At 54.6% G+C, this 24,480-nt stretch carries 16 protein-coding genes and 1 tRNA gene; 11 read left to right on the plus strand and 6 right to left on the minus strand.

The window, feature by feature from the left end; translation table 11 throughout:
• Window positions 1-16 precede the first annotated feature (16 nt).
• The 7 genes from HDF12_RS11860 (at window position 17) to HDF12_RS11890 (ending at window position 8,845) form a co-directional block, all read left to right on the plus strand.
• Window positions 17-1,294 (plus strand): GumC family protein, encoded by a 1,278-nt coding sequence (locus tag HDF12_RS11860; RefSeq protein ID WP_179583084.1) that lies wholly within the window; start codon window positions 17-19, stop codon window positions 1,292-1,294.
• A 231-nt stretch (window positions 1,295-1,525) separates the two neighbouring features.
• A complete protein-coding gene (locus tag HDF12_RS11865) occupies window positions 1,526-2,383 on the plus strand; it encodes a glycosyltransferase family 2 protein (protein ID WP_179583086.1) in 858 nt (285 codons plus the stop codon).
• Window positions 2,384-2,392: 9 nt separating this feature from the next.
• Window positions 2,393-3,562 carry a glycosyltransferase family 4 protein gene (locus HDF12_RS11870; protein WP_179583088.1) on the plus strand — a complete coding sequence of 390 codons (1,170 nt, stop codon included), beginning with the start codon at window positions 2,393-2,395 and terminating at the stop codon, window positions 3,560-3,562.
• A gap of 413 nt (window positions 3,563-3,975) precedes the next feature.
• Window positions 3,976-4,659, plus strand: a complete 684-nt coding sequence (locus tag HDF12_RS11875) for a response regulator (RefSeq protein WP_179583090.1) — start codon at window positions 3,976-3,978, stop codon at window positions 4,657-4,659.
• A 46-nt stretch (window positions 4,660-4,705) separates the two neighbouring features.
• Window positions 4,706-6,508, plus strand: a complete 1,803-nt coding sequence (locus tag HDF12_RS11880) for a sensor histidine kinase (protein WP_257025526.1) — start codon at window positions 4,706-4,708, stop codon at window positions 6,506-6,508.
• Between the two features lie 3 nt (window positions 6,509-6,511).
• Complete coding sequence (locus HDF12_RS11885) at window positions 6,512-8,092, plus strand: hypothetical protein (protein WP_179583092.1); 1,581 nt, start codon at window positions 6,512-6,514, stop codon at window positions 8,090-8,092.
• A gap of 60 nt (window positions 8,093-8,152) precedes the next feature.
• On the plus strand, window positions 8,153-8,845 hold the full coding sequence (locus HDF12_RS11890; protein ID WP_257025527.1) for a cupredoxin domain-containing protein: 693 nt from the start codon (window positions 8,153-8,155) through the stop codon (window positions 8,843-8,845).
• 537 nt (window positions 8,846-9,382) lie between these two features.
• Here the strand turns inward: HDF12_RS11890 and HDF12_RS11895 are convergent.
• The gene (locus HDF12_RS11895; RefSeq protein WP_179583096.1) at window positions 9,383-9,688 is read right to left on the minus strand and encodes a hypothetical protein; all 306 of its coding nucleotides are present in this window, start codon (window positions 9,686-9,688) and stop codon (window positions 9,383-9,385) included.
• 256 nt (window positions 9,689-9,944) lie between these two features.
• On the opposite strand from HDF12_RS11895, the gene HDF12_RS11900 reads away from it, so the two are divergent.
• A complete protein-coding gene (locus HDF12_RS11900; RefSeq protein WP_179583098.1) occupies window positions 9,945-12,062 on the plus strand; it encodes an alpha-amylase family glycosyl hydrolase in 2,118 nt (705 codons plus the stop codon).
• A gap of 460 nt (window positions 12,063-12,522) precedes the next feature.
• Here the strand turns inward: HDF12_RS11900 and HDF12_RS11905 are convergent, their stop codons facing one another.
• A complete protein-coding gene (locus HDF12_RS11905; RefSeq protein ID WP_179583100.1) occupies window positions 12,523-13,299 on the minus strand; it encodes a LytR/AlgR family response regulator transcription factor in 777 nt (258 codons plus the stop codon).
• Window positions 13,296-14,432, minus strand: a complete 1,137-nt coding sequence (locus tag HDF12_RS11910; RefSeq protein ID WP_179583102.1) for a sensor histidine kinase — start codon at window positions 14,430-14,432, stop codon at window positions 13,296-13,298. The genes HDF12_RS11905 and HDF12_RS11910 overlap by 4 nt, the downstream gene beginning before the upstream one ends.
• A gap of 357 nt (window positions 14,433-14,789) precedes the next feature.
• Between HDF12_RS11910 and HDF12_RS11915 the strand changes: the two genes are divergently transcribed.
• The 3 genes from HDF12_RS11915 (at window position 14,790) to HDF12_RS11925 (ending at window position 20,389) form a co-directional block, all read left to right on the plus strand.
• Window positions 14,790-16,007, plus strand: coding sequence for an efflux RND transporter periplasmic adaptor subunit (locus HDF12_RS11915; RefSeq protein ID WP_179583104.1), 1,218 nt, complete (start codon window positions 14,790-14,792; stop codon window positions 16,005-16,007).
• 57 nt (window positions 16,008-16,064) lie between these two features.
• Window positions 16,065-19,160 carry an efflux RND transporter permease subunit gene (locus HDF12_RS11920; protein ID WP_179583107.1) on the plus strand — a complete coding sequence of 1,032 codons (3,096 nt, stop codon included), beginning with the start codon at window positions 16,065-16,067 and terminating at the stop codon, window positions 19,158-19,160.
• 482 nt (window positions 19,161-19,642) lie between these two features.
• The gene (locus HDF12_RS11925; protein ID WP_179583109.1) at window positions 19,643-20,389 is read left to right on the plus strand and encodes a hypothetical protein; all 747 of its coding nucleotides are present in this window, start codon (window positions 19,643-19,645) and stop codon (window positions 20,387-20,389) included.
• Between the two features lie 387 nt (window positions 20,390-20,776).
• Here HDF12_RS11925 and HDF12_RS11930 read toward each other — a convergent pair.
• From HDF12_RS11930 to HDF12_RS11940, 3 genes are all read right to left on the minus strand, one after another.
• Window positions 20,777-20,864 (minus strand) — tRNA-Ser (locus HDF12_RS11930).
• Between the two features lie 70 nt (window positions 20,865-20,934).
• On the minus strand, window positions 20,935-22,614 hold the full coding sequence (locus HDF12_RS11935) for a carboxypeptidase-like regulatory domain-containing protein (protein ID WP_179583111.1): 1,680 nt from the start codon (window positions 22,612-22,614) through the stop codon (window positions 20,935-20,937).
• 95 nt (window positions 22,615-22,709) lie between these two features.
• Complete coding sequence (locus HDF12_RS11940) at window positions 22,710-24,341, minus strand: carboxypeptidase-like regulatory domain-containing protein (RefSeq protein WP_179583113.1); 1,632 nt, start codon at window positions 24,339-24,341, stop codon at window positions 22,710-22,712.
• Between the last annotated feature and the right edge of the window lie 139 nt (window positions 24,342-24,480).

The raw sequence follows: 24,480 nt of genomic DNA on the forward strand, positions 1-24,480 counted from the left end.
CACTGTCGAGGTAGCAATGCAGGCAAGCTTATCAACGCCCACGTCTCAAGCGCCCTCTCCGAGCCGCAACAAGCAGCAATCGGATGGTGTCGAGAAAACCTGGGTGACAAACGCGTCACTGTTCTGGGATAACCGGCGTATTTTTCTCCGCACAGCTGGAGCCACCTTCGCAATTAGTATTTTAGTCGCGTTCTCACTGCCTAAGCAATACGAGTCCGGAGCACGAATCATGCCGCCAGAACAGGGCGGCAATGGTGCTGCCATGCTTGCTGCTTTAGTGGGTAAGAGCTCAGCTAGCAGTCTCTCAGGTTTAGCTGGCAGTCTCATTGGAGTAAAAAACAACAGCGCCCTGTTCGTTGCGTTGTTGCATAGCGGAACAGTATCCGGGCATCTTATCGATAAGTTTGACCTGCAACGGGTCTATCACAGACGTTATCGAGATAGTACTGCAAAGCGATTAGCACATCTGACCAAGATTACTGAAGATTCGAAAAGTGGCGTGATCACAATCGTTGTAACAGATGGTGACCGCGAGCGTGCGCGAGACCTGGCTAACGCTTATCTAGATGAACTGAATAGATTAGTCGCTCGAGTTAATACTTCCGCCGCTCGTCGCGAACGCGAATTTATTGAGCAGCGCCTGAATACTGTCCAAACTGAACTAGAGCGCGCACAGCTGGAACTGAGTGACTTCTCCAGGAAAAACACCACAATTGATCTGAAAGAACAGACCAGAGCCACCGTAGACGCTGGAGCCAAGCTCGAAGGGCAACTTATAGCTGGCGAAACGGAACTGAGCGCTCTGCGCCAGATTTATGGCGATCAAAATGTCCGGGTACGCGCGGCGGAGGCAAGAAATGCAATCCTGCAACACGAACTACAGCGCGCCAATGGACGGAGCATTCAGGGAGTGGAAGAAGATAATCTTGATTCAACTCATCCATATCCAGCTCTACGAGAACTCCCTCGATTGGGTGTTCAGTGGGCCAATCTTTATAGGACTGTTCGCATTCATGAAACCGTCTTTGACCTACTTTCAGAAGAATATGAGACGGCTCGTATCGACGAAGCCAAATCCATTCCGACAGTCGGAATCATTGATTTTCCCGGTCTTCCCGAGCGAAAGTCTAGCCCGCATCGCTTCCTCATAGTCTTAAGCTCTACTGCACTCTCAATTGCCATGACAGCAATATACCTCTTGGTGACGCGATTTTGGCTCGAACTGGAGGAGTGTGATCCACGCCGAGTGCTGGTCGCTCGAATCAGAATGACGATGCACAACGGATGGGCTTGAGGATTGGTATGGGAACGTATCGACAGCACAGGCGCATAATTCTGCGTCTCCGAATGTCGTATTTGCGATCGGTGCGAGACGCAGGGCGACCGCTGGTTCACGGGCGGAGACTATCTGGTCGCTGCCAATCAGCTGTATCTCCGAGCACAAATTACACAACTAACGTTAATGACGTCAAGTAAAGGATAATCCGCCACCATCGGAAACCATATCTTTCATAGTGACAAATCAATGAAAAGTTCCCTGTCAATCTCGGTTGTCACACCATCATTTAATCAAGTTAGCTTCATTCAAGAAGCTTTGGAAAGCGTACGTCTTCAAAATTATCCGGTCTGCGAACATCTAATAATCGATGGAATGTCGACTGACGGCACAATCGACTTATTGCGGAGTCTACCGAGCGACAAGAATTGCACCAACATTACTTGGGTTGCCGAGCAAGATAGCGGACAGAGTGAAGCTCTAAACAAGGGGTTCCGCTGGGCTCAGGGCGACATCATTGGTTGGCTAAACTCCGATGACCGTTATCGACTCGGATGCTTTGAGCATGTAGTGAAGGTGTTTGAAGAGAACCCAGACGTTGATGTTTTGTATGGAGACTACCGCGTAGTAGATGAGTCGGGGCGGCTTATTCAAGTTCGTCCGGAGATCAAGTTCAGTAAGTTTGTGCTTTTTTACCATCGGGTGTTATATATCCCGACAACAGCTACGTTCTTTCGAAGACGAATTTTTGATGATGATAACTGGCTTGATGAGAATCTTCAATATGTCATGGACCTCGAGTTTTTTATACGCTTAACCTCGAATGGATATCGTTTTAGACATCTTTCAGAGATACTTGCAGATTTCAGGTTGCAGCCTGCCAGCAAGACGTGCCGCAATCCAGATAAACAACGTCGGGAGCACGAGCAGGTAATCTTCACATCTGTGCCATTGCTTCGAAGTATTGAACCAAAGTGTGTTAAGATCTGCGTTCTTTTGTTATTTCGACCATTAGCTGCTGTAAGACGATACGCAGAAAAACTACTCCGCGGTTCCTATCTGAGACAGTTGTGGTCGACCTACGTTAAAGCCGATTCAGAAATGTAAAGCGAAGCTATGAATATATTGATTACTGCGGTTTCGTCATCTACTGGCCCATCAGGTATTTGTAGACACGCATACAGTCTCGCGTGCTGTGCGGCTAGCCGTAAAGAGATCTCTCAGGTCACCTTGGTTGTTGGAAAGTGGCAAGAATCGTACTTTAAACACTCTTTTCAAATGGAAGACATGAAACTGAGCGTCGTAGTTGTCGATATACACAATGACGCTTTTGCACGAAACCTTTGGTACCTATGTGAGCTGCCAAGACTTGCAAATGCCGTGGCTGCAGATATCATTCATCTTTCGTTTCCCGTTCCCATCCGACGTGCCACCCTAAATCGACCCGTGGTGGTTTCGTTACATGATCTTTACCCATATGATGAACCAGACAATTTTGGATTCCCGAAGGTTTATTTTAATAGAGTATTTCTTCAACAATGTCTGGGGGAGGTTGACTTAGTCACCTGCGTTTCTGAAACTACCCTGTCGCGATTGAATACAAGGTTCCCTGCGGTTGCGAAGAAAAAAGGAGTAGTCGTTTACAACTGCGTAAACATTAAATCCAGCAGACACAGCTATTCCGTCATCACAGACCGACCGTTTTTTCTGATGGTCGCCCAGCATCGCGCAAACAAGAATATTACAATGGCACTCCGGGTTTTTGGGGAACTCTTGAAAAGAGAAAGAATTGACAGGCGAACGCTGTTGCTTTTGTTAGGTAATCATGGCCCTGAGACTACTACGATCAAGTCCGTCATTGAGCGAGAAGCTCTGGGAGACAGCGTAAAATTAATAGATGGCGTAAGTGATGAGGAGTTGATATGGCTTTACAAGAGCTGTGACATATTATTAGCTCCTTCTTTTATGGAGGGGTTTGGTCTACCGATCGTCGAGGGACTGCTGTGCGGAAGTCGTGTCGTGTGCTCCGATATTCCTACGTTCCGTGAGGTAGGCGGTGAGGCGTGCTATTATTTCGATCTTTATTCCGACAAAGGATCGTCTGGGTTGGCAACGGCAATCTGTGATGCATTGACGAAGCCGAAGCGTAAAGCAGAAGATCTTGAGAGGTTTTCCTTAGAAGAAATCGCTCGAAACCTTATGACTGTTTATTTTGGACTCCAAGAAAACTCGATTGAGGAGACGAATAGAGGTGAAACCGTAGCGCTGCATCCCGCTGGTTCTTGATTCAACTCTCAGTTTCGGCTCTCATTTATGGTTAGCCGCCAATCTAGATGTGTCGGTTTTACAGGATTCTCGCTTGCCGCGTTTTGTTGTTCTGCGGCGAGAGTTCTGGTGATGGTGATCGTCAACATCATGCAGAACGTCTGCAACAGACAGTTTGGTCACGCGTGTTATTTTCGGGCTCCCGGCGTCCTATGCCACATAAAATAATCTGCCGGAGAAGGCAATATTTATGCGTTCCTCGTTTGGAAGTGAATCTGGGAGCTCTGAATGTCTCCAAGTTGTCAGAGCTTTGTCATTTGATTATACGAATCAAACACTTAGGTGGGTGATCGTCAAAGAAACTTGACTTCTCTCGATAGAATATAAGAATCAGGAATCGGTGGGCGACCGAGATTCCTCGAGGAGCGAAAACAGTGAGCTTGATCTTGGTAATCGAAGACGATCCTAGAATTCAAAAGGCGCTTCATCGGCAGTTCACCACCGAGGGTTATGACGTACATGTGACCGGCGACGGCGCGCAGGGTTTGGCGACCTGTAAAAGCTTAAGGCCTGCCGGTGTTGTACTCGATCTGATGCTGCCAAGCATGTCAGGCCTGGAGGTGTGCAAGGGGATCAAGAACTGGTCAGCTAGTACTCCAGTTGTGGTTCTCAGCGCAGTTTCTGAGGTCGCAGATAAAGTTTTGCTATTGGAGTTGGGCGCAGACGATTATGTCACAAAACCGTTTAGTCCGCGCGAGTTGATGGCGCGGGTGCAGGCTGCAATTCGACGAACCCGCAAGCCGGTAGCGAACACTCGCGTTAGCTTTGGAAACGTGACTGCAGATTTCTCTGGCATGGAAGTTTTTAAAGATGGTGCGACTGTAGTTCTCACCGCACACGAGATTAAGCTTCTCCAGTATTTTGTCGAACACGCGGAACGTGTAATTACTCGAGAAGAGTTGCTGAACGATGTCTGGAACTACACGTCATACCCGACGACGCGCACGGTGGACAACCACATCATGAAGTTACGGCAGAAGTTAGAAATGGATCCGGCAAAGCCTGTATACTTCCGCACTATCCATGGCATTGGCTACAAATTTGTACGCGGAAGCTGATATCCCCACCGATCATGGGAGACCGAAACTGATGGACAGGCTGCGGATGAGGACGACGCTGCTGATCCCTTTGCTCATTCTCTCGTTCGGTTGCACACTGCTGAGTCTTCTGGTGATCCGCACCATCGTTCAACAGCAGACTCGGACGGATCTCGCATCTGACCTCCAACACTCAGTCAAGACCTACCAGAACCTACAACGTCAGCAGCGTGAACTCTTAGCGCGCGAGTCTGCACTTCTAGCTGACCTGCCAAGTCTGAAGTCTCTAATGACCACCTACGATCCCATAACCATCGAGGATGGCGGAATTGAGTTCTGGCAGGTGAGTGGATGCGACTTCTTCGCGCTACTTGATCAAAACGGAAGACTCATAGTTTCCTACAACCGCGGCGCGGCGCTCGACCATTCAGGGGTAGCACATGGGCTCGAGATGGAACGCTACAAACCTGGAGAGCCAATCTTGCTTTCCCTAGACGACCGCATATACGAAATCTCGACACAGCCACTCTACTTTGGGCTAAAGGAGCACGGAACTCTCCTCGGATTTGTCGCTGTGGGATACCCCATCGATGAACATGTCGCCCGCGAGGTTAGCGAAGCAGCTGCGGCGCAGGTTGCCTTCTCCGTTGACGGTAGAGTTGTGGTCAGCACATTGAGTCCAGTGTTACAGCAGGAGCTCGTCGCTCGGGGCGGGGACCTGTTGGAGATGCCGACGCAGAACAAGAAAATTCAACTTGGGAAGATGGACTATCTCGCGGCATCTGAGCGACTCACCACCTCTGCCAGACAGGAGAGCGCAATGGAGATACCTCAGCTTGTTGTCTTGAAGTCATTCGAAGAAGCCACGCAGTTGGTGAATAGAGTGAACCGCTGGGTCCTTGCGCTTGCTCTTGTGGCTCTAGTTGTCGGATCGGGAATGTTGGTTTCCATCTCACGTACCCTCACCCGCCCTATAGAAACCCTTGTAGAGGGTACTCGGGCTCTAGCTCAAGGTAACTTTGACTATCAACTCAATGAGGACGGAGCAGCGGAGATAAGGGAGCTAAGCAGAGCCTTTGAGCGTATGCGGATTCAGCTGCGTCGCACCCAACATGACCTGCTCGACGCAGAGAGACTTGCAACAATCGGGCGAATGGCGAGTTCCATTTCCCATGATCTAAGGCATTATCTTTCGGCGATGTATGCCAATGCCGAATTTATGAGTGGCGTAAATATATCTCAGCCGGAGCGTGAAGAGTTAATGCTCGAAGTGCAAGCGGCCGTTCAAGGGATGACCGATCTTCTTGACTCGCTGCTCCTCTTCACTCAAACCGGCCGAGCACTCCATCCCGAGTTTGAATCAATCGCACTTATGATCCAGCGAGCGGTGAGCATGGTCCGTTCCCATCCTGCGGGTCGAGACGTCAAAATAACTCTCATCGGGCTATCTTCACTCGAAGCATGGATCGACGCCAAAAAACTGGGCCGCGCCGTTTACAATCTGCTCCTGAATGCCTGTCAAGCTGCAAAGCGTGGCCAAGGTCCTCCTACCGTTACTCTGACTCTCATCGAAAACGAGCGGTCGATTCAGATCAGAATTGTTGATAGTGGACCGGGTGTGCCGGCCGCTGTTCGCCAAAAAATATTCTTACCATTCGTAAGCGAGAGCAGGGAAAGCGGGACGGGGCTTGGCCTGACTCTTGCTCAACAAATTGCGCAAGAGCACGGCGGCGGGATTGAGCTCGAAGAAACCGCCGAAGGCGATACCGTGTTCACGATCAATCTACTAAGAGCGTCGTTACTCGCACTCGGTGCCGCGGTCGAAAAGAAGACTTCCCCCACATATATCCCCGTCCATGAAAAAGGTTGAGGAATGAGAGAGACCGGTTTCTGCCTTCTCGCTTGTCTGATACTAACCGGATTGCGCGCCTCGTTGTACGCGCAATCGACCGTTCCTGTTTCGGCTGCAGCATCGTCGTTGTCTTCGCCTGCTGATGCGCGCTCCGCCAAACTGGAACAGAGAATCGAGACGATATCGTCATCCCTTGATGAGGCCCATCAGCAACTCGAGCAGTCTCGGAAGCAGATTCTGCAACTACAGCGAGAGCTCTTACTTATTAAGGAACAGCTGGCAGCCACTCAGCCTGTCCATTCCGAACAATCCAGCGCCGATAATAGTAATGTCGACGTGGCAAAGACAACTGCTTCAGCGATCGAAGATCTGCAGGAAAGGCAACAGACTCTGGAGGAACAGGTCAAGCTCCATGAGCAGACCAAAATTGAGAGTGATTCGAAGTACCCGGTTCGCATCACTGGTCTGATCCTCTTCAACTCTTTCATCAACAAGGGTATCGTTGACAATATTGACCTTCCGGAAGTTGCTCTGAGCGCGAGTAACGATTCAGGCGATGGCAGTGGCGGCGCAGGCTTTCGTCAGACCATTCTCGGCTTACAGGGGTTCGGTCCCAGAATCGCCGGGGCAAAAACCTCCGCTGACGTCAATTTGGACTTCTTCGGCGGGCTCGCTTATGGCAGTTCTGCGACTTCGGCTGGTATCGTCCGCATGCGGACTGCTAGTATCAATCTGGATTGGGAGCATGATTCAATTCAGGCGGGAATGGTCGGGCCGTTGCTCTCACCTCTATCGCCTACATCTTATGCGACGGTCGCCGAACCCAGTCTGTCCGGCGCAGGAAACTTGTGGACATGGTCGCCACAGCTACGCTATGCACACCAAACTCCTCTTCAGTCTGGTAGGCAGCTGCAGTTTGAATTTGGACTATGGGATCCGCAGACTGCGGGTTACAGTACAAATCTTCTCTTTCGCTCTCCCAGCCCAGGCGAATATTCCAAACAGCCAGCCTATGAGTCGCGGATATCCTATGGGACCGCGAAGGACTTCTACGGTAATTCTGCCAGCGAGCATCCTCTTCAGATCGGTCTAGGTGGATACTACAGCAGGCAGAGTTATCCCTACGGAGAGAGCTTGGATACCTGGGCGGTCACGGCGGACTGGCGCGTGCCCTTCAATAATCACTTTGAAGTCAGCGGTGAAGGATATCGCGGCCGCGGGTTAGGCGGGTTGGGCGGCGGAGTTTATAAGGACATTCTCGTCGGCATCAATCCTGTTACCGGCCAAGATTCCTACCGCGGCTTGAACGCGATCGGCGGCTGGGCCCAATTCAAAACGCGCTACAACCGATCGATCGAGGCTAACGCGAGTCTGGGTCTCGATGATGGCTTTGCGGGCGATTTTCACGCTCTCCAGTTTCCGGCGGCAGCAACTGCAGTGCAACTTCGCGCTCGCAACCAGATGTTTGTTGCCAACCTGATTTATAGACCAAAGACTTATATCATCCTCTCGCCGGAGTACCGAAGAATATGGACCTGGCCCATCTATGGTTCTGGCTCCACAGCGGACATTTTTACGCTTTCAGCGGGATATCAGTTTTAGGAGAATTAGATAGTGCTGAGGCTGCCGAGGTCGATGACCCTACGATGCTGGTTCCTTCTGATGGGAATTGCGGCGCCGCAGCTATGTGCCCAGGGTGTCGAGGTCTCCGCGAAGGTGCTTCTGCGTGCGTCGTCACCTTCGAATGATAGAAAAAACCATAACTCCCCCAGCGTTGAGAACGTAGTCTTATGGCTTTCACCCTTGAAGCCTGGAACAACGGTGCCTCCGTCACCGGCGCGTCAACCTCTATATCGTTTGGTCCAAAAAGATAAAATGTTCGCTCCACATCTGCTCGTTGTCCCTACTGGCACCTCCGTACAATTTCCTAATGAAGATCCCTTCTTTCACAATGTATTTTCGCTTTTTAACGGAAAACGTTTCGACCTTGGTTTGTATGAATCGGGTACAACCCGTTCTGTACGCTTCGACCGAGAAGGGGTCTCGTATATCTTCTGCAATATTCATCCCGAGATGGGAGCAGTTATCCTTGCGATAAGTACTCCCTACTATGGGGTCTCGGCAAAAAACGGAGTCGTCTCGATCCGCAACGTCCCACCCGGAGGCTATCGTCTAAGCGTATGGAGCGAAAACGGGGAGCCCGTGGATCAAACCGCGGGTGAGCAAGTCATCCAAGTTTTATCCGAACCGGTGAATCTCGGGAATATCACGCTGCAAACTACGGCCGATGCGCTAGCACGTCATGAAAACAAGTTTGGTCAGGACTATAAGCCAAGTCACGACCTCCACTATTAGTTTTTAAGCTGGCTGAGGTATAAGAGCATACTGAGGAGCGTCCGGTCTACGCGCACAATCTACTTCTACGGAAAAGGCCCAGGCTTTCGTATTTACATCCGGTGGATTCTTGGACAGATGGTTCGCACGCGCCGGCAGGTTAATCCGTCCTTCGATGATCCAGAGTCTTTTGTCTCTCCGCCCGACGCTCCCCTCAAGAACATCTCGATTCAACTCGAAGGCGACCGACTGAAACTGCACTGCACCATACACAAGGTCCTTTCCATGCCTATAGAACTGGTTGGCACCCTTACCCTACTTCAGACGGACGCGTGCAGTTTCACGTCACAAAACTAGACGTGCTGAAGATCCCGTTGAAAGAACTTCTTTGGGGATTTCATGTTGCACTATCCGAGTGGTCTCCTCCGCGGCAATGGACTGTGCATGCTCAGCCATGGCAGGTCCCACGAGGAAGCCATGCCCAGGGGTACTGGGAACTCCGTATCAAATCCGTGGATAACATCGAAGCCAAACAAGATGGGTATGTGCAGGCGCTGCTCAGTCATCGCAGATCTTCTGCAGACGATTAATCTCTTTCGGGTCGGTTAGGAACAGAAACGATCCCACCTCGCCATGTCTAACGCGGTCTTCATAGCTCACTGGATCGGTCTTGTCACCAGGGATTGGAAGTTTTATGTAGAAGGGCTGATTAAGCTGCCCTATCTTTTCTGCGGTTGTCATCTGTTTCAGTAAGGCATCTGCGCGATCCACATCGTCGGGCAATGTGGGAGTTTGGGTTTGCGCTACTCCACAAAGAAGCAGACCGGCGACGCTTAGGGAAAGACAGACTTCCAACCTGACCATGAAGACCTCTCGAAATTCTGTTGATCGGTGTCTGAATCAAGCCGCCCACAGCAACACAAAAATATAAACGCTTAGAAATAACAAACTGAACGGCACCAGTCGTAACAATCGCAAATGCGTCCAGACAGATGCAGAGAGGCTAGCACGTTTGCGCCAAATTGCTTTGTGCGGTCTCCATATGAAAGTAATGAGCTTCTGCTACTCTAACGTTTATCAAGACAGGGCCAGAAATTCTCAAGTTACCTTGGAGAGCGCCATGCCTTTCGATCTGATTTCACGCAAGTCTACTCATTTTGTCCTGTGGAGTCCCGGGACAGTGGCGAACGCTCCCGTCCTGATCATCGGCCAATTTCAGCAAGGCAATCCCCCTACCTTGGCGGTCGCAAACCGCTTTCCTATGACACCCGCAGCAGGGGTCACCGGTCTGTGGGAGATCGCCGCCACTTCTTGCGGGCTCGTGGATGGCTCTATCTACCACTACTGGTTTGCGGTGCAGAGCACCAACCCCAACCGTCCCGGCGGTCCCATCCCCTGCACTGACCCCACGGCTTGGACCGTTGACTGGCGGCTCCTTCCGCCGCCGCTCGCTTCCCCCTTCATCGACGAAGACCGGCAGCCTGCGGCGGTCGTGCTATTCCGCGACGGCCTCCTGCAGCCGAGCGATCCGGGCGGTGAGCAGTTGACCCTCTCCGATGATCCGCTCGCGAACACCCTCCCGCAGAACAATCAACTCGTTATCTACGAGTTGCCCACGGCATGGGCTCGCACCGCGACAGGGAGCGTTGGCATAGGCGCGGGGAGCTTTCAGGACGTCCGTGCGCTCATTGCAGCGGGTGCAACGGGCAAGAACCTCAGCGATCTCGCCGTCACCGCGGCCGGTAACACTTATCTCACCGATCTGGGCATTAACGCGCTCGAACTCCTTCCTCCCGCCGACAGTTTCTTCAAGCGAGAGTGGGGCTACGATACGGCACATTATCTGGCGGCGGACTCCGAGCTTGGTCAGCCCGATGGCAACAGCTGGCCGACCACAAACAGAGACCTTTCTGACCTCGTCAAGGCATGTCATCAACAGCAAATCCGATTCTTCGTCGATATGGTGATGGCCTTCTCACGCAACGAGGCCTACCAGCACATCGCGTTCGATCAATTTTGTATCGACGACCCCGCACACAATCAAAGCGATCCCGACGCGCTCACATCCCGCTCGACGTCCGGAAATCCACAGATCAGAGACGGCTTTGGGAGCACACTCTTCCGCTACACTCGCCCACTCACCGCTTCCTTCTACGACCCCGAATCTGGTGTGGACCAGCCAGCATTGGTTCCTGCCCGCCAGCACATGTACACCCAACTCACCCGCTGGATGACTGACTTTCACGTCGACGGCATTCGCATCGACAGCGTGGAGAACGTAGCTAACTGGGACTTCGTTCAGGGCTTCAAAGACCGAGCCCGCGCACTCTTCGCCCAGCGCTGGGCTACGCAGCGTCTCGGCGCGGGTGCAGACTCTCACTTCCTCGTGGTCGGCGAAGAGCTCTCCGTGCCTCTCGCCCTGCTAACGCAGAATCGCCTCGATGGCCTCTGGAACGATCACTTCCGTGTATTGGTGCGGGCCGCAGTTCGTGGCGTGAATGCCGCCGCAGAGGGCGAGCCGACCTTCGAGTGGACGGTGCGCAAAGCTATCGATTGCAGAAACCTCGGGTTCACCGACGGCACGCAGGCTGTAAATTACATCACCTCGCACGACGTTGAGGGCCCGGGACGGGAACGCCTCTTTACCTCATTCGCCAAATTTGCCGGCTTCGCGCCTGCTGATGCGGTCCGTCGCATCAAACTCGCCTTTACCTGCCTGCTCACAGCGGTGGGCGTTCCAATGATTCTGGCAGGCGAAGAATTCGCCGACCTGCACACTCGCTTTGACGTGAACGGCAATGTCTCACAGGATGGAGGCAAACAGGTGGCTCCAGTGCACTTCGAGTTGCTGGACAACGTCAACGACCCAATTCAGCAGGCAGTCGTGTTATTGCGTCAGGACCTTCTGGCTTATGTCTCTCGCTTGGTGCATTTGCGCACTAGCAGTCTGGCGCTCAGCGTCAACGACACATCTTTTCTCCATGTAGACTTCAACGACGGCAAGCGCGTCGTGGTGTGGCAGCGGGGCCCCGGCTCAGACGGCTCCCTCGTCATTGTGCTTGCCAATTTCTCCGACTTCAACACTGATACTTCCATTGGCTCCTCAGCAGAATATGTTGTGCCCAATTGGCCAAGCGGGCGGTCGTGGCGCGAGATCACACAGGAGAGAAACGTTCCTGCTAATTTTGCCGGTCGCGAGCCAATCTTTGCCTGGGAAGCAAAGGTGTACGTTTCGTAGAGACTGTGGGCTGTCTTCTATTGGAACATTGAGTGATTGGTAACCAGCGAACAGCCACCTTCTGCTTCTGGATTGCGTCCACCCTCCAAAACGCGGCCGCAAGCGAAGACGCCATAGCAGCAAGTAACAGAGAACCAAACTGAATGCTCGAAGCCGGCAACGGCTGCCGTTTTAGACGGGAGAGATGGGATCGAGCAAAGGCGTGAGCTGAACTCTCAGCATGAGGCGGACAGCAAGACCTCAGTCGAGATTTTCTAGGAGGAAATACCGATCAAAACGTGATAATGCTTTATTCACCTGTAGGCGTGTGGGTGGTCTGAGTTGCACGTTGTTGATTATGGATCTGACGGGAGACGGGGAATTCACGTTAGCAGGTAAATGCGCTTTTCTGTGCACTTTATGTTGTGAGCGGGAAAGGTTCGCCATTCAATCGGCAGGTGTGGACTCACTCGCATCTAATTCAAGATGACCTGTTGGCTGCTACTAAATTCAGCCATCCGCTCTTGCTCATCTTCAGTCTTTGTCCACGTGTTAGGGTCACCGATCCCTCGCTACGACCTTCTCGCGCCACCTCGCGGACATAGTCCATGTTCACAATCGTCGAGCGATGAATCCGCACAAACCGATTTGGATCAAGTGTGTTGGCCAACTGCTTGACTGTCTCCCGCAACATGAAGCTCTTTGTCCCAACGTGCAGGCAAGAGTAGTAGTCTGCGGCCTCGATCCACTCGATCTCTTGAATATTGACCACGATGTCTTTTGTGCCGTTCGGTACGAGCAGCCGCTTCGGATACTCCTTCCCGCCGACTCCGTGCATTCCCACTTCGGTGAGCACCTGTTTCAGACGCTCCTGGTTCAGTAATGCGGTGTTCGAAGCGACCCGCTCCTTCGCGCGGGCCAAGGTGGCTTTCAGCCGTTCCGGCTCTACAGGTTTGGTCAGGTAGTCGAGCGCATGCACCTCAAACGCTTGAAGCGCATGTTGGTTGTGGGCTGTCACAAAGACTGTCACCGGCATTTGGGTTGGACGCATCTGCTCGATCACTTCGAAGCCTCCCCTGCCTGGCATCTGAATATCGAGAAACAGAACATCGACCTGTTGTGCCTTCAGCAAAGCCAACACCTCGCTGCCGTTTCTGCACTCGCCAACCACTTCTATCTCGTCGTCTCCGGCGAGAAGAAAGCGCAGCCGTTCGCGGGCTAGTGGTTCGTCGTCGGCAATGAGTGCTCTGAGTGTCATCTTCGCTGGGGCTCGTACGGTATGGTGATCGCAACCTCAAAGCCGCCCTCGTCAAGCGGCTGCGCCTTCATCGCGAACTCATCGTTGTAGAAGTGCATAAGTCGCTCTCGCGTATTTTTTAACCCGATCCCGTGTCCGTCCTGCGCCGTTATGCCAGCTTCCGCTCCTGTATCCCGTACCTTCAGGTGCAGACTTGCTCCATCAAGCCTTGCAGAAGCCTCGACCTTTCCTTCGCTCACACAATGCGCTATCCCATGGCGTATCGCATTCTCGACGATGGGCTGTAAGAGAAAACACGGCACCATGCCATCCAGTGCTCCGGGGTCGACCTTGATTTGCACCTGCAGCCGGTCTGCAAATCGGATCTGCTCGATTGCGAGGTAGTTATCGATCATCTCCAATTCCTGCGAGAGGGGGACCTTCTCAGGTGTTGTCCGCTTCAACGTGCTCTTCAGGATCAGGTTTAAATGGGACAGCATCTCGACAGCCTCGCTCTGTCGTCCCAATTCCACCAGCGTCGTAATTGCGTTGAGAGTGTTGAAAAGAAAGTGAGGCTCCAGTTGCATCTGGAGCGCTCGCAGGTGGGCGGACGAGAGCTGTTTCTGGAGCTCCAGCGATCGCATAGCATCCTCCTGCGCGCGCAGCTTGTACTGAACGGTTCCAGCGATCCCAATAATGAATCCATAGATCAGAAGCTCGATGCCAAATCGATTTATGTTGAACAGAATCGCCCACATCTCGTGTTCCCCCACCGGACCCCACCCAAGCGGAAAGCCGACACTCCACAGCATCAGCAGATGAACGAGCGCGAGCACTGATCCAGCAACCGAGTGCAGAAGAATTGTCTTCACTGAAAGGCTAGACACAATCGGCAGACGCGGAGCCAGCTTCCAAAGAACACAGGCAATCGTGCCCCACCATCCCCACAGGACTGTGCCGTATATCAGTGAGGCCGGACGCATTATGGACCCGCACTCTCCTGCCGTAGCGAGCGCCAGTATCGCGGCGAGCGATAGGATCATCACGTAACCGTTGAGATGCCTGCTCACGGGCGTAGCAGCTTCGCCCGCTGTTTTCTCTTGAGAGATCGCTGGCGCATGTTGGTATTCCAAGGAGGTCGTGAAAGCGTTCATTGCGTCCTTTCTTTCTCCCTGCGACGGCTGCTTCTTTCTAGGAACAATCAACCTCGTTCCGTCATTCATTCACCAGAACATTCAAGAATCAGGATCCACCATCCGCCCGATACCACCAAGATGTTTGCAGCCAACCCCCATTTTTCTGCAGGCAAACGTGATCCATTCCACTCTCCGGCATCGCTAGTCCAGGCAGGGAACTCCCTCGAACCGATCTAACCGTGGCAAAGTTGACCATGGAGAGATCTCTTCCGCGGCAGATTCAGCATTTCTCCCTGCAGCTTTTGCGCTTTCGGCTGCATATCAGTTTTCCTGTGCAGGGGAAGGGGAGATTCTGGAGACTGAGGTACGACAGCCATGCAGGCAAATGGAACGCTCTCGCTTCTGTGCATTTTTTTCTGCATCCCTCTTGCGTCGTGTTCGCGTGTCGTGGCCCACGCCAATACAGCCGCCCCGGAGGGAGTCCCCATTCATGTCGCCCGCGTCTTGTCGCAGGATGTTCCACTTGAGATCGCGGCGGCAGGAAACGTTGAGGCCGGCGAACGGGTTGACGTCAAGCCGCGCATCGCAGGGCAGATCAGAAACGTTGAGTTCGCCGAAGGGCAAAACATTACCAAAGGCCAGCTTCTTTTCTCCATCGATCGCGACACGATGAGTCGCCAGCAGGCGCAACAGCAGGCCGAACTCGAACGCGATATCGCTATGGAGCAACAGGCCGTCGCGGTTGCGGCGCGAGATGCAGCTTCCCAGAAGCAGAGCCAGTCCGAGGCCGATGTTGCGGTCAAGTTGGGCGACCTCGGCGTGCTCTCGGGTCAGTCGGTGAAGCAGGCGATCACGGCGAGTGACACCACGCGTTCCAGCCTTCAGGCCGATCAGGCCGCCATCGCCGCCGCAGCCGGGGCGGTTCGGGCCGACCATGCGCGCCTGTCGCAGATAAAGTTACAACTCAACTTCGCTGATGTTGTCGCTCCCATCGCCGGGCGCGCTGGCGCCGCTATGGTCAAGGCCGGCAATGTGGTTCTTGAGAACGATACAACCCTCGTCACGCTTCTTCAGCTCGCTCCTATTCGTGTCGTGTTCGGGGTTCCTGAACAATCGCTCGCCGAAATACAGCGTCTCAGCGCCGCGGGCTCCCTAGAAGTGGAGGCTGGTACAGGTGACAACCGCCTTGTCGAGGGCCATCTCGATTTCATTGACAATACTGTCGATCCCACTACCGGCACCGTTCGCATGAAAGCAACGTTTTCCAATAGCGATCAGGCGCTCTGGCCGGGCCAGTTCGTCAACGTCCGCCTCCGTTTACGGGTGGACCCCCGCCAGATCGTTGTTCCACAATCCGCCATTCAACAGGGACTCGAGGGAAAGTACGCGTGGCGGATCCAATCAGGCTTTGCAACGATGGTGCCGGTCACCGTGCTCCGTACCTATAGGCCCACAACCTCATCGCAGCCGGGCAGCGAAGTTGCAGTTCTTGGCAGCGGTCTTAGTCCCGGAGACGTCATCGTAACCGAAGGCCAACTGCGCCTCACTCCTGGTTCACGGGTTTCTCCTATCGATACGCCGTCTGGCCCGTAATTTCAGGTTCATCCGTCAAGAAGGGCGTACGCCACATCTACATGCGAGGTGTTCCTCTTGCGCTTTTCAGATTTCTTCATCCATCGCGCTACCACCACCACTCTCTTGATCTCTGCCATCGCAGGTTTCGGCTTGCTCAGCTATCTCTCGCTTCCGGTCAGTAACCTGCCCGAGGTCGATTACCCGACGATCCAGGTATCAGCGGCACTGCCCGGCGCCAACCCGGATTCCATGGCCGCTACCGTCGCGACGCCGCTCGAGAGCGAGTTCTCGCGCATTCCCGGCATTGAGAATATGACCTCCAGCAGCTTGGTCGGCGAGACGAACATTACGCTTCAGTTCGCCCTTAGCCGCAGTGCCGATGCGGCCGCGCAAGACGTTCAGGCCGCCATCTCCCGCGCCGCGGGCAGCCTCCCTGCGGGCATGCCGGAACCGCCCTCCTACTCCAAGGTCAACCCCGCGGATGATCCCATCATCTGGCTCGAAATGCACTCACAGACGATGTCGTTTGAGGATTTTTCGCGCTATGCCACACAGATCGTTTCTAAGCAGATCTCCATGGTGAACGGAGTTTCGCAGGTCGAAGTGTACGGACCCGAGCGCCCAGCGATCCGCGTCCAGGTCGATCCTGCACGTCTCGCGGCCTACAGCCTTGATCTCGAGCAAATCCGCACCGCGCTTACCAACAACAGTGCAAGTCTTCCCACAGGCACGCTCTATGGTAAAGCTAGGGACTACTCTCTGCAGGCGAACAGCCAACTCACCACGGCCGATCAATTCTCGGATCTGGTGGTCGCTTATCGTAATGAGCTTCCGCTGCGTCTCAGCCAGATTGCCCACGTCCTGAACAGCTCCAGCAATGACAAGCGCACCTTCTGGATCAACGGACAGCGCAGTGTGATCCTCGCTGTACGCAAACAACCCGGTGCGAACACAATCGAAGTCGCGGATCGGGTGAAGGCCGCGGTCCAGACTCTGCGCGACGTTTTACCTCCCGGTGTAGCGTTCGGCAAAGTCGCCGACAACGCCGACATCGTCCGCGGCTCCATCGCAGAGGTCAACCATACGCTCGTCCTCACCATCGTGCTCGTCGTGCTGGTCATCTTTGCCTTCCTTGGGACGCTCTCTTCGACGCTCATCGCCAGCGCCACCATTCCGGTCTCGATCTTCGGCTCCTTCATCGCCATGCATCTACTTGGCTATACCGTGGACATGTTCTCCATGATGGCCATCACGCTTTCGGTGGGCTTTGTCGTCGACGACGCCATCGTGATGCTCGAGAATATCGTCCGTCATCGTGAGATGGGTAAGTCTCGTCTGGACGCCGCGGTCAACGGCGCCGCTGAGGTAGGCTTCACGATCCTCTCGATGACTCTTTCGCTTGTCGCAGTCTTTCTTCCGATTCTCTTCCTCAACGGCGTACTCGGACGGCTTCTTCGTGAGTTCGCCGTCACCATCTCGGTCTCCATCCTGCTCTCTGGCTTCTCAGCGCTTACCCTCACCCCAATGCTCTGCAGCAGGTTTCTCAGCGAGCGCGTTCATGGTGACAACTGGTTCCTTCGCCGGACGGAGGGTATCCATGCCGCACTCAAGAGGGGCTATCAGCGTTCACTCGATTTTGTTCTGCGCCATCCACGAGCGACGATCGTCGCCAGCATCGTGATGACAGCAACCACCGTCGCGTTGTTCGCAATCGTGCCCAAAAGCTTTATGCCTGCTGTCGATACCGGTGGATTCTCCGGAAGCATGGAAGCCTCGCAAGACAGCTCCTTCGCCCAGATGATCTCCTACGGCGAACAGGTCAACAAAGCACTCGCTGCGGTTCCATGGATGGAAAGCAACTTATCGGGTGTTTTCTCACAGAATGGAGGCTGGCTCTGGGTCAATCTCCGTCAGGACCGCCGACGTCCAAACGTCAAGGTCATCATCGCCGACCTCCAGAAACAGCTCGACCGCATACCCGGGCTCAAGGTTTATCTCCGCCAGCCCGACTTCGTCGACCTCGGACAGACTGAATCCCGGTCCCAGTACTCGGCTGCACTTCGGAGCCCCGACGCTGACGAGCTTTACCGCTGGGCCCCTCGCCTCAAGAGCAAGCTGGACTCTCTTCCCGAACTTGCTAATGTTTCGACGGACCTGCAGATGAGCGCGCCGCGCGTCAACGTCGACATCCGCCGAGATCTTGCAATGTCTCTCAACGTCGACCCTGAGAAGATTGCCAACACCCTCTACGATGCCTTCGGAAACCGCCGCGCCAACACCATCACTGTCGCATCGCAGCAGTACGATGTCATCCTCGAGGTCGCCCAGCAGTATCAGCGAGACCCTGAGACGATTGGTAGTATCTATCTCGCATCCAATACGGGCAGCCTCGTTCCTCTCTCGGCCGTCACTACACTCAGCCAGACCGTCGCTCCGCTGACAGTCAATCATCTCGGGCAGTTTCCAGCCGTCACGTTTCACTTCGATCTCAAGCCCGGCATCTCGCTCGATAAGGCCACATTCGAGGTGCGTCGAGCTGCAACCGAACTTGGCATTCCCGCCAGTATGAACTTCACCTTTCAGGGGACCGCGGCACAGTTCCAGGGCTCCCTGAAAGGTCTTGGACTCCTGCTCATAATCGCGGTGATGGTCATCTATCTCGTCCTCGGTGTTCTCTATGAGAGTTTCATTCACCCCATCTCGATCCTCTCTGGTCTTCCCGCAGCCGCTATTGGTGCGCTTCTCACGTTGCTGCTCGTCGGCCAGGATCTCAACCTCTACTCATTCCTCGGCATCATCCTCCTGATAGGCATTGTCAAAAAGAACGCAATCATGATTGTCGATTTCGCCATCGACGCCGAGCGCAATCTAGGTATGACGCCTGAGCAGGCCGTCTACCGAGGTTGTCTCCAGCGCTTCCGCCCCATCATGATGACGACCATGGCAGCGCTACTGGGCGCGGCTCCAATCGCATTGGGCCAAGGCATCGGGGGTGAAGCCCGCCGCCCGCTTGGTATTGCAGTATGCGGTGGTCTTCTGCTTTCACAGACCGTAACCCTATATGTGACACCAGTGATCTATCTCTTTCTGCACCGTCTCCAACGGGGGAGACTCCAGAAAATTACCGGCGGAGAAGCCGTTCCATCGACTGAATCTCTAAGCGTCAGTTGAAACTCCCTATTCAGTTTCAGACACGGCTAAGATGGAACATGCAACCAAACCAACGTTTCCTTTCGGGTCTTCCAACTTAACTATCAGACGGAGGGGGTATGTCATTGGCGGTTCGAAGAAGCTGGAACCGTCGACGCGGACGTGGACAATGCACCCCTTAGACCGGATAGACTGTGACCGTATGTGACGCAGCAAATCTCAACTAACGATCCATCGCCGAGTCCCTCAGCGAGAACCGATTAGTACCGATATGTCAGCTTCTCGTCAGTGATCGATTAATGACGCGAAGCGCGTTTGTCGGGACATATCACACAAGGCGAATCGTTGTCCCTCCTGGGAGCAAAACCTGTCTCCCGCCCGTTGCCGATCCCACCGTCAGCTCACGGCTCCTTTGTCAACCCGTCTACACTACCAGTGGCGGCCAACCCCGCCGGACATCCTCCGGCCCGGCCCGCCCCGGAACACCCAAGGACCACCCACCCATGCCGCAGCCCCTACCCACCGGCGTTTCCACTCTTACCGCTCCCCACTTCTATATCACCGGCCGCCAGCCGCTCCGTCCCGGAGCCATTCTGCTCGCTACCGTAGCCGCCGTCGCGACGCTCTCTTCGGTCCTCTATGCTCTGGGTCACACCGAACATGAACATTTCATCTCCGGCAGCTCCAGCGCTGCCCGTTCCGCCGCCACCACATCCGGAGCCGCCTCGGCTGCCGACGAGAAAGACGATCCATCCCAGATCGACACCATCGTCCTCGGTGATCCTGCCGATGCTCCTGTGCCAGCCCGCCGGGGAGACCACGTCAGCAACGTTCACCCCACCATCCTCGTTCACCTACCCCGCTTTGGCGACCAGGTGGGTCTCATCCCCGACACCCCCGCTGGCCGCCTCCTCTACGGCTGGCTCGCCGCCTTCAACCAGGCTAGCTACCCCGCGCTTGGCAACGCTCTGCCCAATGTCGCGCTCGTCTCCGCGACCACTGCACAGATCGAGCTCCGGCAGCGAACCGGCGGCTTCAACCTCCTCTCTGCCAAGGAGGTCCAGCCCGGCGTCCTTGTCTTCCGACTCCGCGATCAGACCCCTTCGGCGATCGAGGCCCTCGGCACCCTCCAGGTGAGTCCGAACTCCGGCCCCGCCGCCATCGCGAGCTTCAGCCTCCGCGCCGTTCCCTCACTCCGCCAGGACGCCACCGCGGGGACTGCCACACTCTCGGAAGCCTCACCGCGATGAGCCGACAATCGCCCGCGCAAGCTCGACCTCTAGACCTGCTACACGCGAACATCATGGTATCGGACGAAACCACCGAACCCTATGTGCGAACATCCTTTTGAGTGCGAAGCATCATAGGCCTGTTCCGCAGCCTTTGCGTTTGCGCCAAAAGGCGCAAACACTTCCTGAATGGTCCTCGCACGAGAAATGCCCGTGTCCATGCTTCCCTACGGTGATTTCCGTTGTACCACTCGAGTGCCATCACTTTCGTTCTAGGAATCATCAGAGCGCCATCAGCGAGTCTGAGATTCCATGATACCTAGCGAGACTATCGTGGACTACATCGCGTTGATTGTGTTGGGTTTTGAGAGCCTTCAAGGCCATCTTGGACTAGATGAGATCAGTCTATGGCGGAGAGACAGGGATTCGAACCCTGGATACCTTGCGGTATACACGCTTTCCAAGCGTGCGCCTTCAGCCACTCGGCCATCTCTCCGCAGTATTGCGGGCCTTTTTGAATCTAACACAACTTGAAGGCTTCCGATGCCCGGCACATCCACTTACCCTTATGGAGTCTGGGCAATTACGTTCTGTTTTACGGTTGCAGACGGCTTCAGCTCCATCGGCACGCCTTGCGTCAGATAGCGGCGCAGCGTAGATCGATCTCCCAAGTTGATCTGCCACCCACGATCGATGGCTAACAAAATGTATTTGCCCGGGATTACGTTATCGATGTCGAAACTCCCATCTGTATTCGTCTGGTCCTGACGCAAAAAACCAATGGAGTCAGGCTCTTCAATCGTGATAGGAACCAGCAGGACCATTGCTGCCATCACAGGTTTTCCTTCAAGCGTCGCGATTCCGCTCAGGTTAGTACGGCCATTCGCAACATGCACCGTAAGTGTCGTCTCACCCGCAGGCACCGTCACATACCGTCCCGAGACGTCGGCTCCCTTGGTGGTTAATCCAATCAGATAGACGTTCGGTCCTCCCTGCAAAACAACTTCGTAGCGCCCTGGAGGAACCTCAAGGGTGCGGTCTGTGGTTGGTTCTTTCGAGACGCGTCGGCCTGCAAACCGGCCTTCATTGCCCATGGAAGAGAACGTCCCATGCTGCGTATCAGTATCGATCAGGTTGACGCGAAGCCCACCGCCGCGTCGGTTGCCTGACTCTTCGGCAGTCCCACCAGTAAACCCATCGATGTGCATCGTAATTCTTGCGATATCGCTCGCCGGAGCACCGAGATCGAGTGTTCGAACAGAGTTGGCCTTCACGTCGACCATCGTGGAGCGCGCCTCCTCGCCTGGCATCAAAAGCCGCACCTGGTACAGCCCTGGCGTTAACCCGCTAACATCAAATTCTCCTTGTGGGTCTCGACGGGTCGTAACCGAAATTGCGCGGGGGCCGTTTGAACCCGGAGTAATCTCTTCCACCATCGGAAATGCTTGTCCTTGGCGACCGTTGACCGCCCCCGACCCAACAGTTCCTGTTGGTGGAATGATCTTCAGATGGATCGAGGGGATCGGAACCAGATGAAAGTCTGCCTGACGTGTATCACCGGCATGGAGAACAATCGTCTCAGAGGTCGAAACGTCGCTGCTTCCTGGAAACCAGGTTGGCGGATATGCGACGTCGAAAGACGGATCGAGCGGCGGTTCGTCATCAACCGATGATCCACTTTGCTGCGTGGCCTCAGCGTACCAGGGATGCGCCCGAACCATCAGGCGATAGCTTCCAGGCGACAGATTCGCCAACTCATACATGCCACGATCATCGGTTCTAGCGTTCGCTCCCGCGCTTCCGTTAGCTGGCGGACCTCCTGGACTTGGCGGTGGCACCAGGGAAAGAGAGATCTGTGCGTCTCTCACTGGCTCCCCGGCTTCATCCAGAACGAGGCCCTTGATGCTGGCCTCGGGACTGAGCGTGAAGCGTATATCGATCGTCGGCGAATCGGCTGTCAGTACAACCGACGATGAAAAGGCACCGTGTTCTTCAAAAGACTGCGTAACGTAGCCGCGAGCACTCGCCATCAGGTTCCACGCTCCCGCCGAAGGTACCGGAATCGAGAAGCGACCATGGTCATCGGCCGCAAAACTGTCAGTCGAGGCAGGGAAGCGGCGATTCCCGAAGCTCCCATGCACCTCGAGCTTCGGTGTCAGCCTACAGTGAGGAACTGGGCTCTCATCAATACTGCTGACAACGATACCGGTGATCGCATAATGTGTAACGACTATACTGTGCTTCATCTCCGGTTTCGTCTGCGCTCGAGTTTGTGCCCGTACCATCTCTCCGCACAAAGCTCCGGCAAAGAGCAGCGACAGAGGCCCAACAAGACTCCATCTCATGGAATCGCCTCAGTCGCCGGCACGACATCAAGGTTCAACGTGGATTTATCGCCGGCATTGACCGTAACCGATTGCACGTGATCACCAAACGGCGTCAGGCTCTCGGGATCACGGTAGTCGGCCGAGTGCCGTCGCGGAAATGCAATAGCCTGATAACTCCCGGGCGGGAGATGAGAAAAACTGTAGCTGCCTGTCGAACTGCTGCGGGTACTGTACTCCACCTGTGCGCTTGGGCCTCTCGGAATCACACACACCCAACTAGCCACAGGGGCGCCGTCGAGGTGCACCGTTCCCTGCAAAGCCCCTGTCTGATTGCTGACTAGAACGCGTATCGGAGTGCCGGAGGCTCCCGGCGCTACGACCAGTTCCTGTTCCAGCAGATCAGAGTCGCCATAGCTGGCAGACTTGATATACCAGGCGCCGCTATTGCGCCCCGCCAACCGATAACTGCCTGGAGGAGCCGAGAAGAAGAAGGCCTGATTAGCCCGGGGAGACAACCCCAGACTCGCGTACCCGCCGTCCAGATCAGTCTGCCCGCTTTGCAGGCTGAGGCCTAGCTGCTGCAGTCCAGGCGGAGTTATGTCGGACGAAGAAGATTCATCGATCAACAGCTCCACCGGAATAGACGGCACAGGCGAGAACCGCAGAACCACCCCAGAGATATCGTGATCCGGAACCGTAACCGTTGTCTCCGCCATCTCGGCACTATCTATATCGGCCACCGTTCGGACCGTCAACGCATAGGTTCCCTGAGGAAGCTGTATCTTCCTCTCGCCGCCATTCTCCAGCATCGAGTTGACCTGCAACGCGTCTCCATCGCTGGCGCGGGCAGAGACCCTCATGAAACCTCGATCGGCCGAAGATTGCGAGATTCCGACGGTACGGATCGGACTGACTGTTGGCCTCAGCTCAAAAGTTTGTTCTTCTCCACTGTGAATCCGAACTAACGGTGAAGCGTTACTTGTGCTTCCACTCGGAACTGCAACTGCAAGCACAGCTTCGGCAATGGGCGTATTTAGTAGAGAGTAGTGCGTTTGCACTCGATATTCGCCTGCTGGAACAGGAATTCGGAAACGTCCATATGAGTCTGTTTGGCGCTGATCAACGGGAATCCAACGACGCCCCAAATCGTCGTACACACTTCTGATCGCATTCACCGAAATACCTGGAAGCGGGGTTCCATCGGGAGCCAGCACTACGCCGGTGAGCAGTGCTTCCGGAAAGATTCGAAGTTCAAGCGGTGCGGCTAGTTGGCTGGACTGGAGATAGAGATTACCGGCATCGCCATACTCCGCGCTGGCATAAAATCCGGGCTTGGTAACCAGAATGTTGACGCTGCTTTCTTTGTTCTGTTCGAACCGAAACCTGCCCTCGCTATCGGTTAGTACTGCCCGGTTGTTCAACCGAACCAGCGCTCTCCGAACCGGTTGGTCGGTGGCAGCATTTATCACCGTCCCGGAGACCAGGTCGGGAGCCCCTGAACTCGCAATCGACGTGCCTGCTCCTGCGGTGCCGCCAATCTGGGCGGGACAACGCATCTGCTGACCCAGCAGAGTACAAACCAGAATCACAAAAAAAGGTATCGAATCGTTGCGTCGAACGCTGCAGACGATTCGGTTTGTGTACACGAAGCGGCACCTCGCCAGAAATAAGACGTCTCAGATTCAGATTAGTGAGAACAGAATACTTCTGCCGAACCCGTGCCCCAATCTAAACCATCCAGTCCCGATGCACGCAACCATCGAGTCCTGGCGCTAGCCAAAGTTT

This window comes from Tunturiibacter gelidiferens, from assembly GCF_013410115.1.
In the GTDB taxonomy this organism is placed as follows: Bacteria; Acidobacteriota; Terriglobia; order Terriglobales; family Acidobacteriaceae; genus Edaphobacter; species Edaphobacter gelidiferens.

Coding starts and splice junctions, on each gene's coding strand:
- HDF12_RS11860 (WP_179583084.1), top strand. CDS start 17: ATGCAGGCAAGCTTATCAACGCCCACGTCTCAAGCGCCCTCTCCGAGC.
- HDF12_RS11865 (WP_179583086.1), top strand. CDS start 1,526: ATGAAAAGTTCCCTGTCAATCTCGGTTGTCACACCATCATTTAATCAA.
- HDF12_RS11870 (WP_179583088.1), top strand. CDS start 2,393: ATGAATATATTGATTACTGCGGTTTCGTCATCTACTGGCCCATCAGGT.
- HDF12_RS11880 (WP_257025526.1), top strand. CDS start 4,706: ATGAGGACGACGCTGCTGATCCCTTTGCTCATTCTCTCGTTCGGTTGC.
- HDF12_RS11885 (WP_179583092.1), top strand. CDS start 6,512: ATGAGAGAGACCGGTTTCTGCCTTCTCGCTTGTCTGATACTAACCGGA.
- HDF12_RS11890 (WP_257025527.1), top strand. CDS start 8,153: ATGGGAATTGCGGCGCCGCAGCTATGTGCCCAGGGTGTCGAGGTCTCC.
- HDF12_RS11895 (WP_179583096.1), bottom strand. CDS start 9,688: ATGGTCAGGTTGGAAGTCTGTCTTTCCCTAAGCGTCGCCGGTCTGCTT.
- HDF12_RS11900 (WP_179583098.1), top strand. CDS start 9,945: ATGCCTTTCGATCTGATTTCACGCAAGTCTACTCATTTTGTCCTGTGG.
- HDF12_RS11905 (WP_179583100.1), bottom strand. CDS start 13,299: ATGACACTCAGAGCACTCATTGCCGACGACGAACCACTAGCCCGCGAA.
- HDF12_RS11910 (WP_179583102.1), bottom strand. CDS start 14,432: ATGAACGCTTTCACGACCTCCTTGGAATACCAACATGCGCCAGCGATC.
- HDF12_RS11915 (WP_179583104.1), top strand. CDS start 14,790: ATGCAGGCAAATGGAACGCTCTCGCTTCTGTGCATTTTTTTCTGCATC.
- HDF12_RS11925 (WP_179583109.1), top strand. CDS start 19,643: ATGCCGCAGCCCCTACCCACCGGCGTTTCCACTCTTACCGCTCCCCAC.
- HDF12_RS11935 (WP_179583111.1), bottom strand. CDS start 22,614: ATGAAGCACAGTATAGTCGTTACACATTATGCGATCACCGGTATCGTT.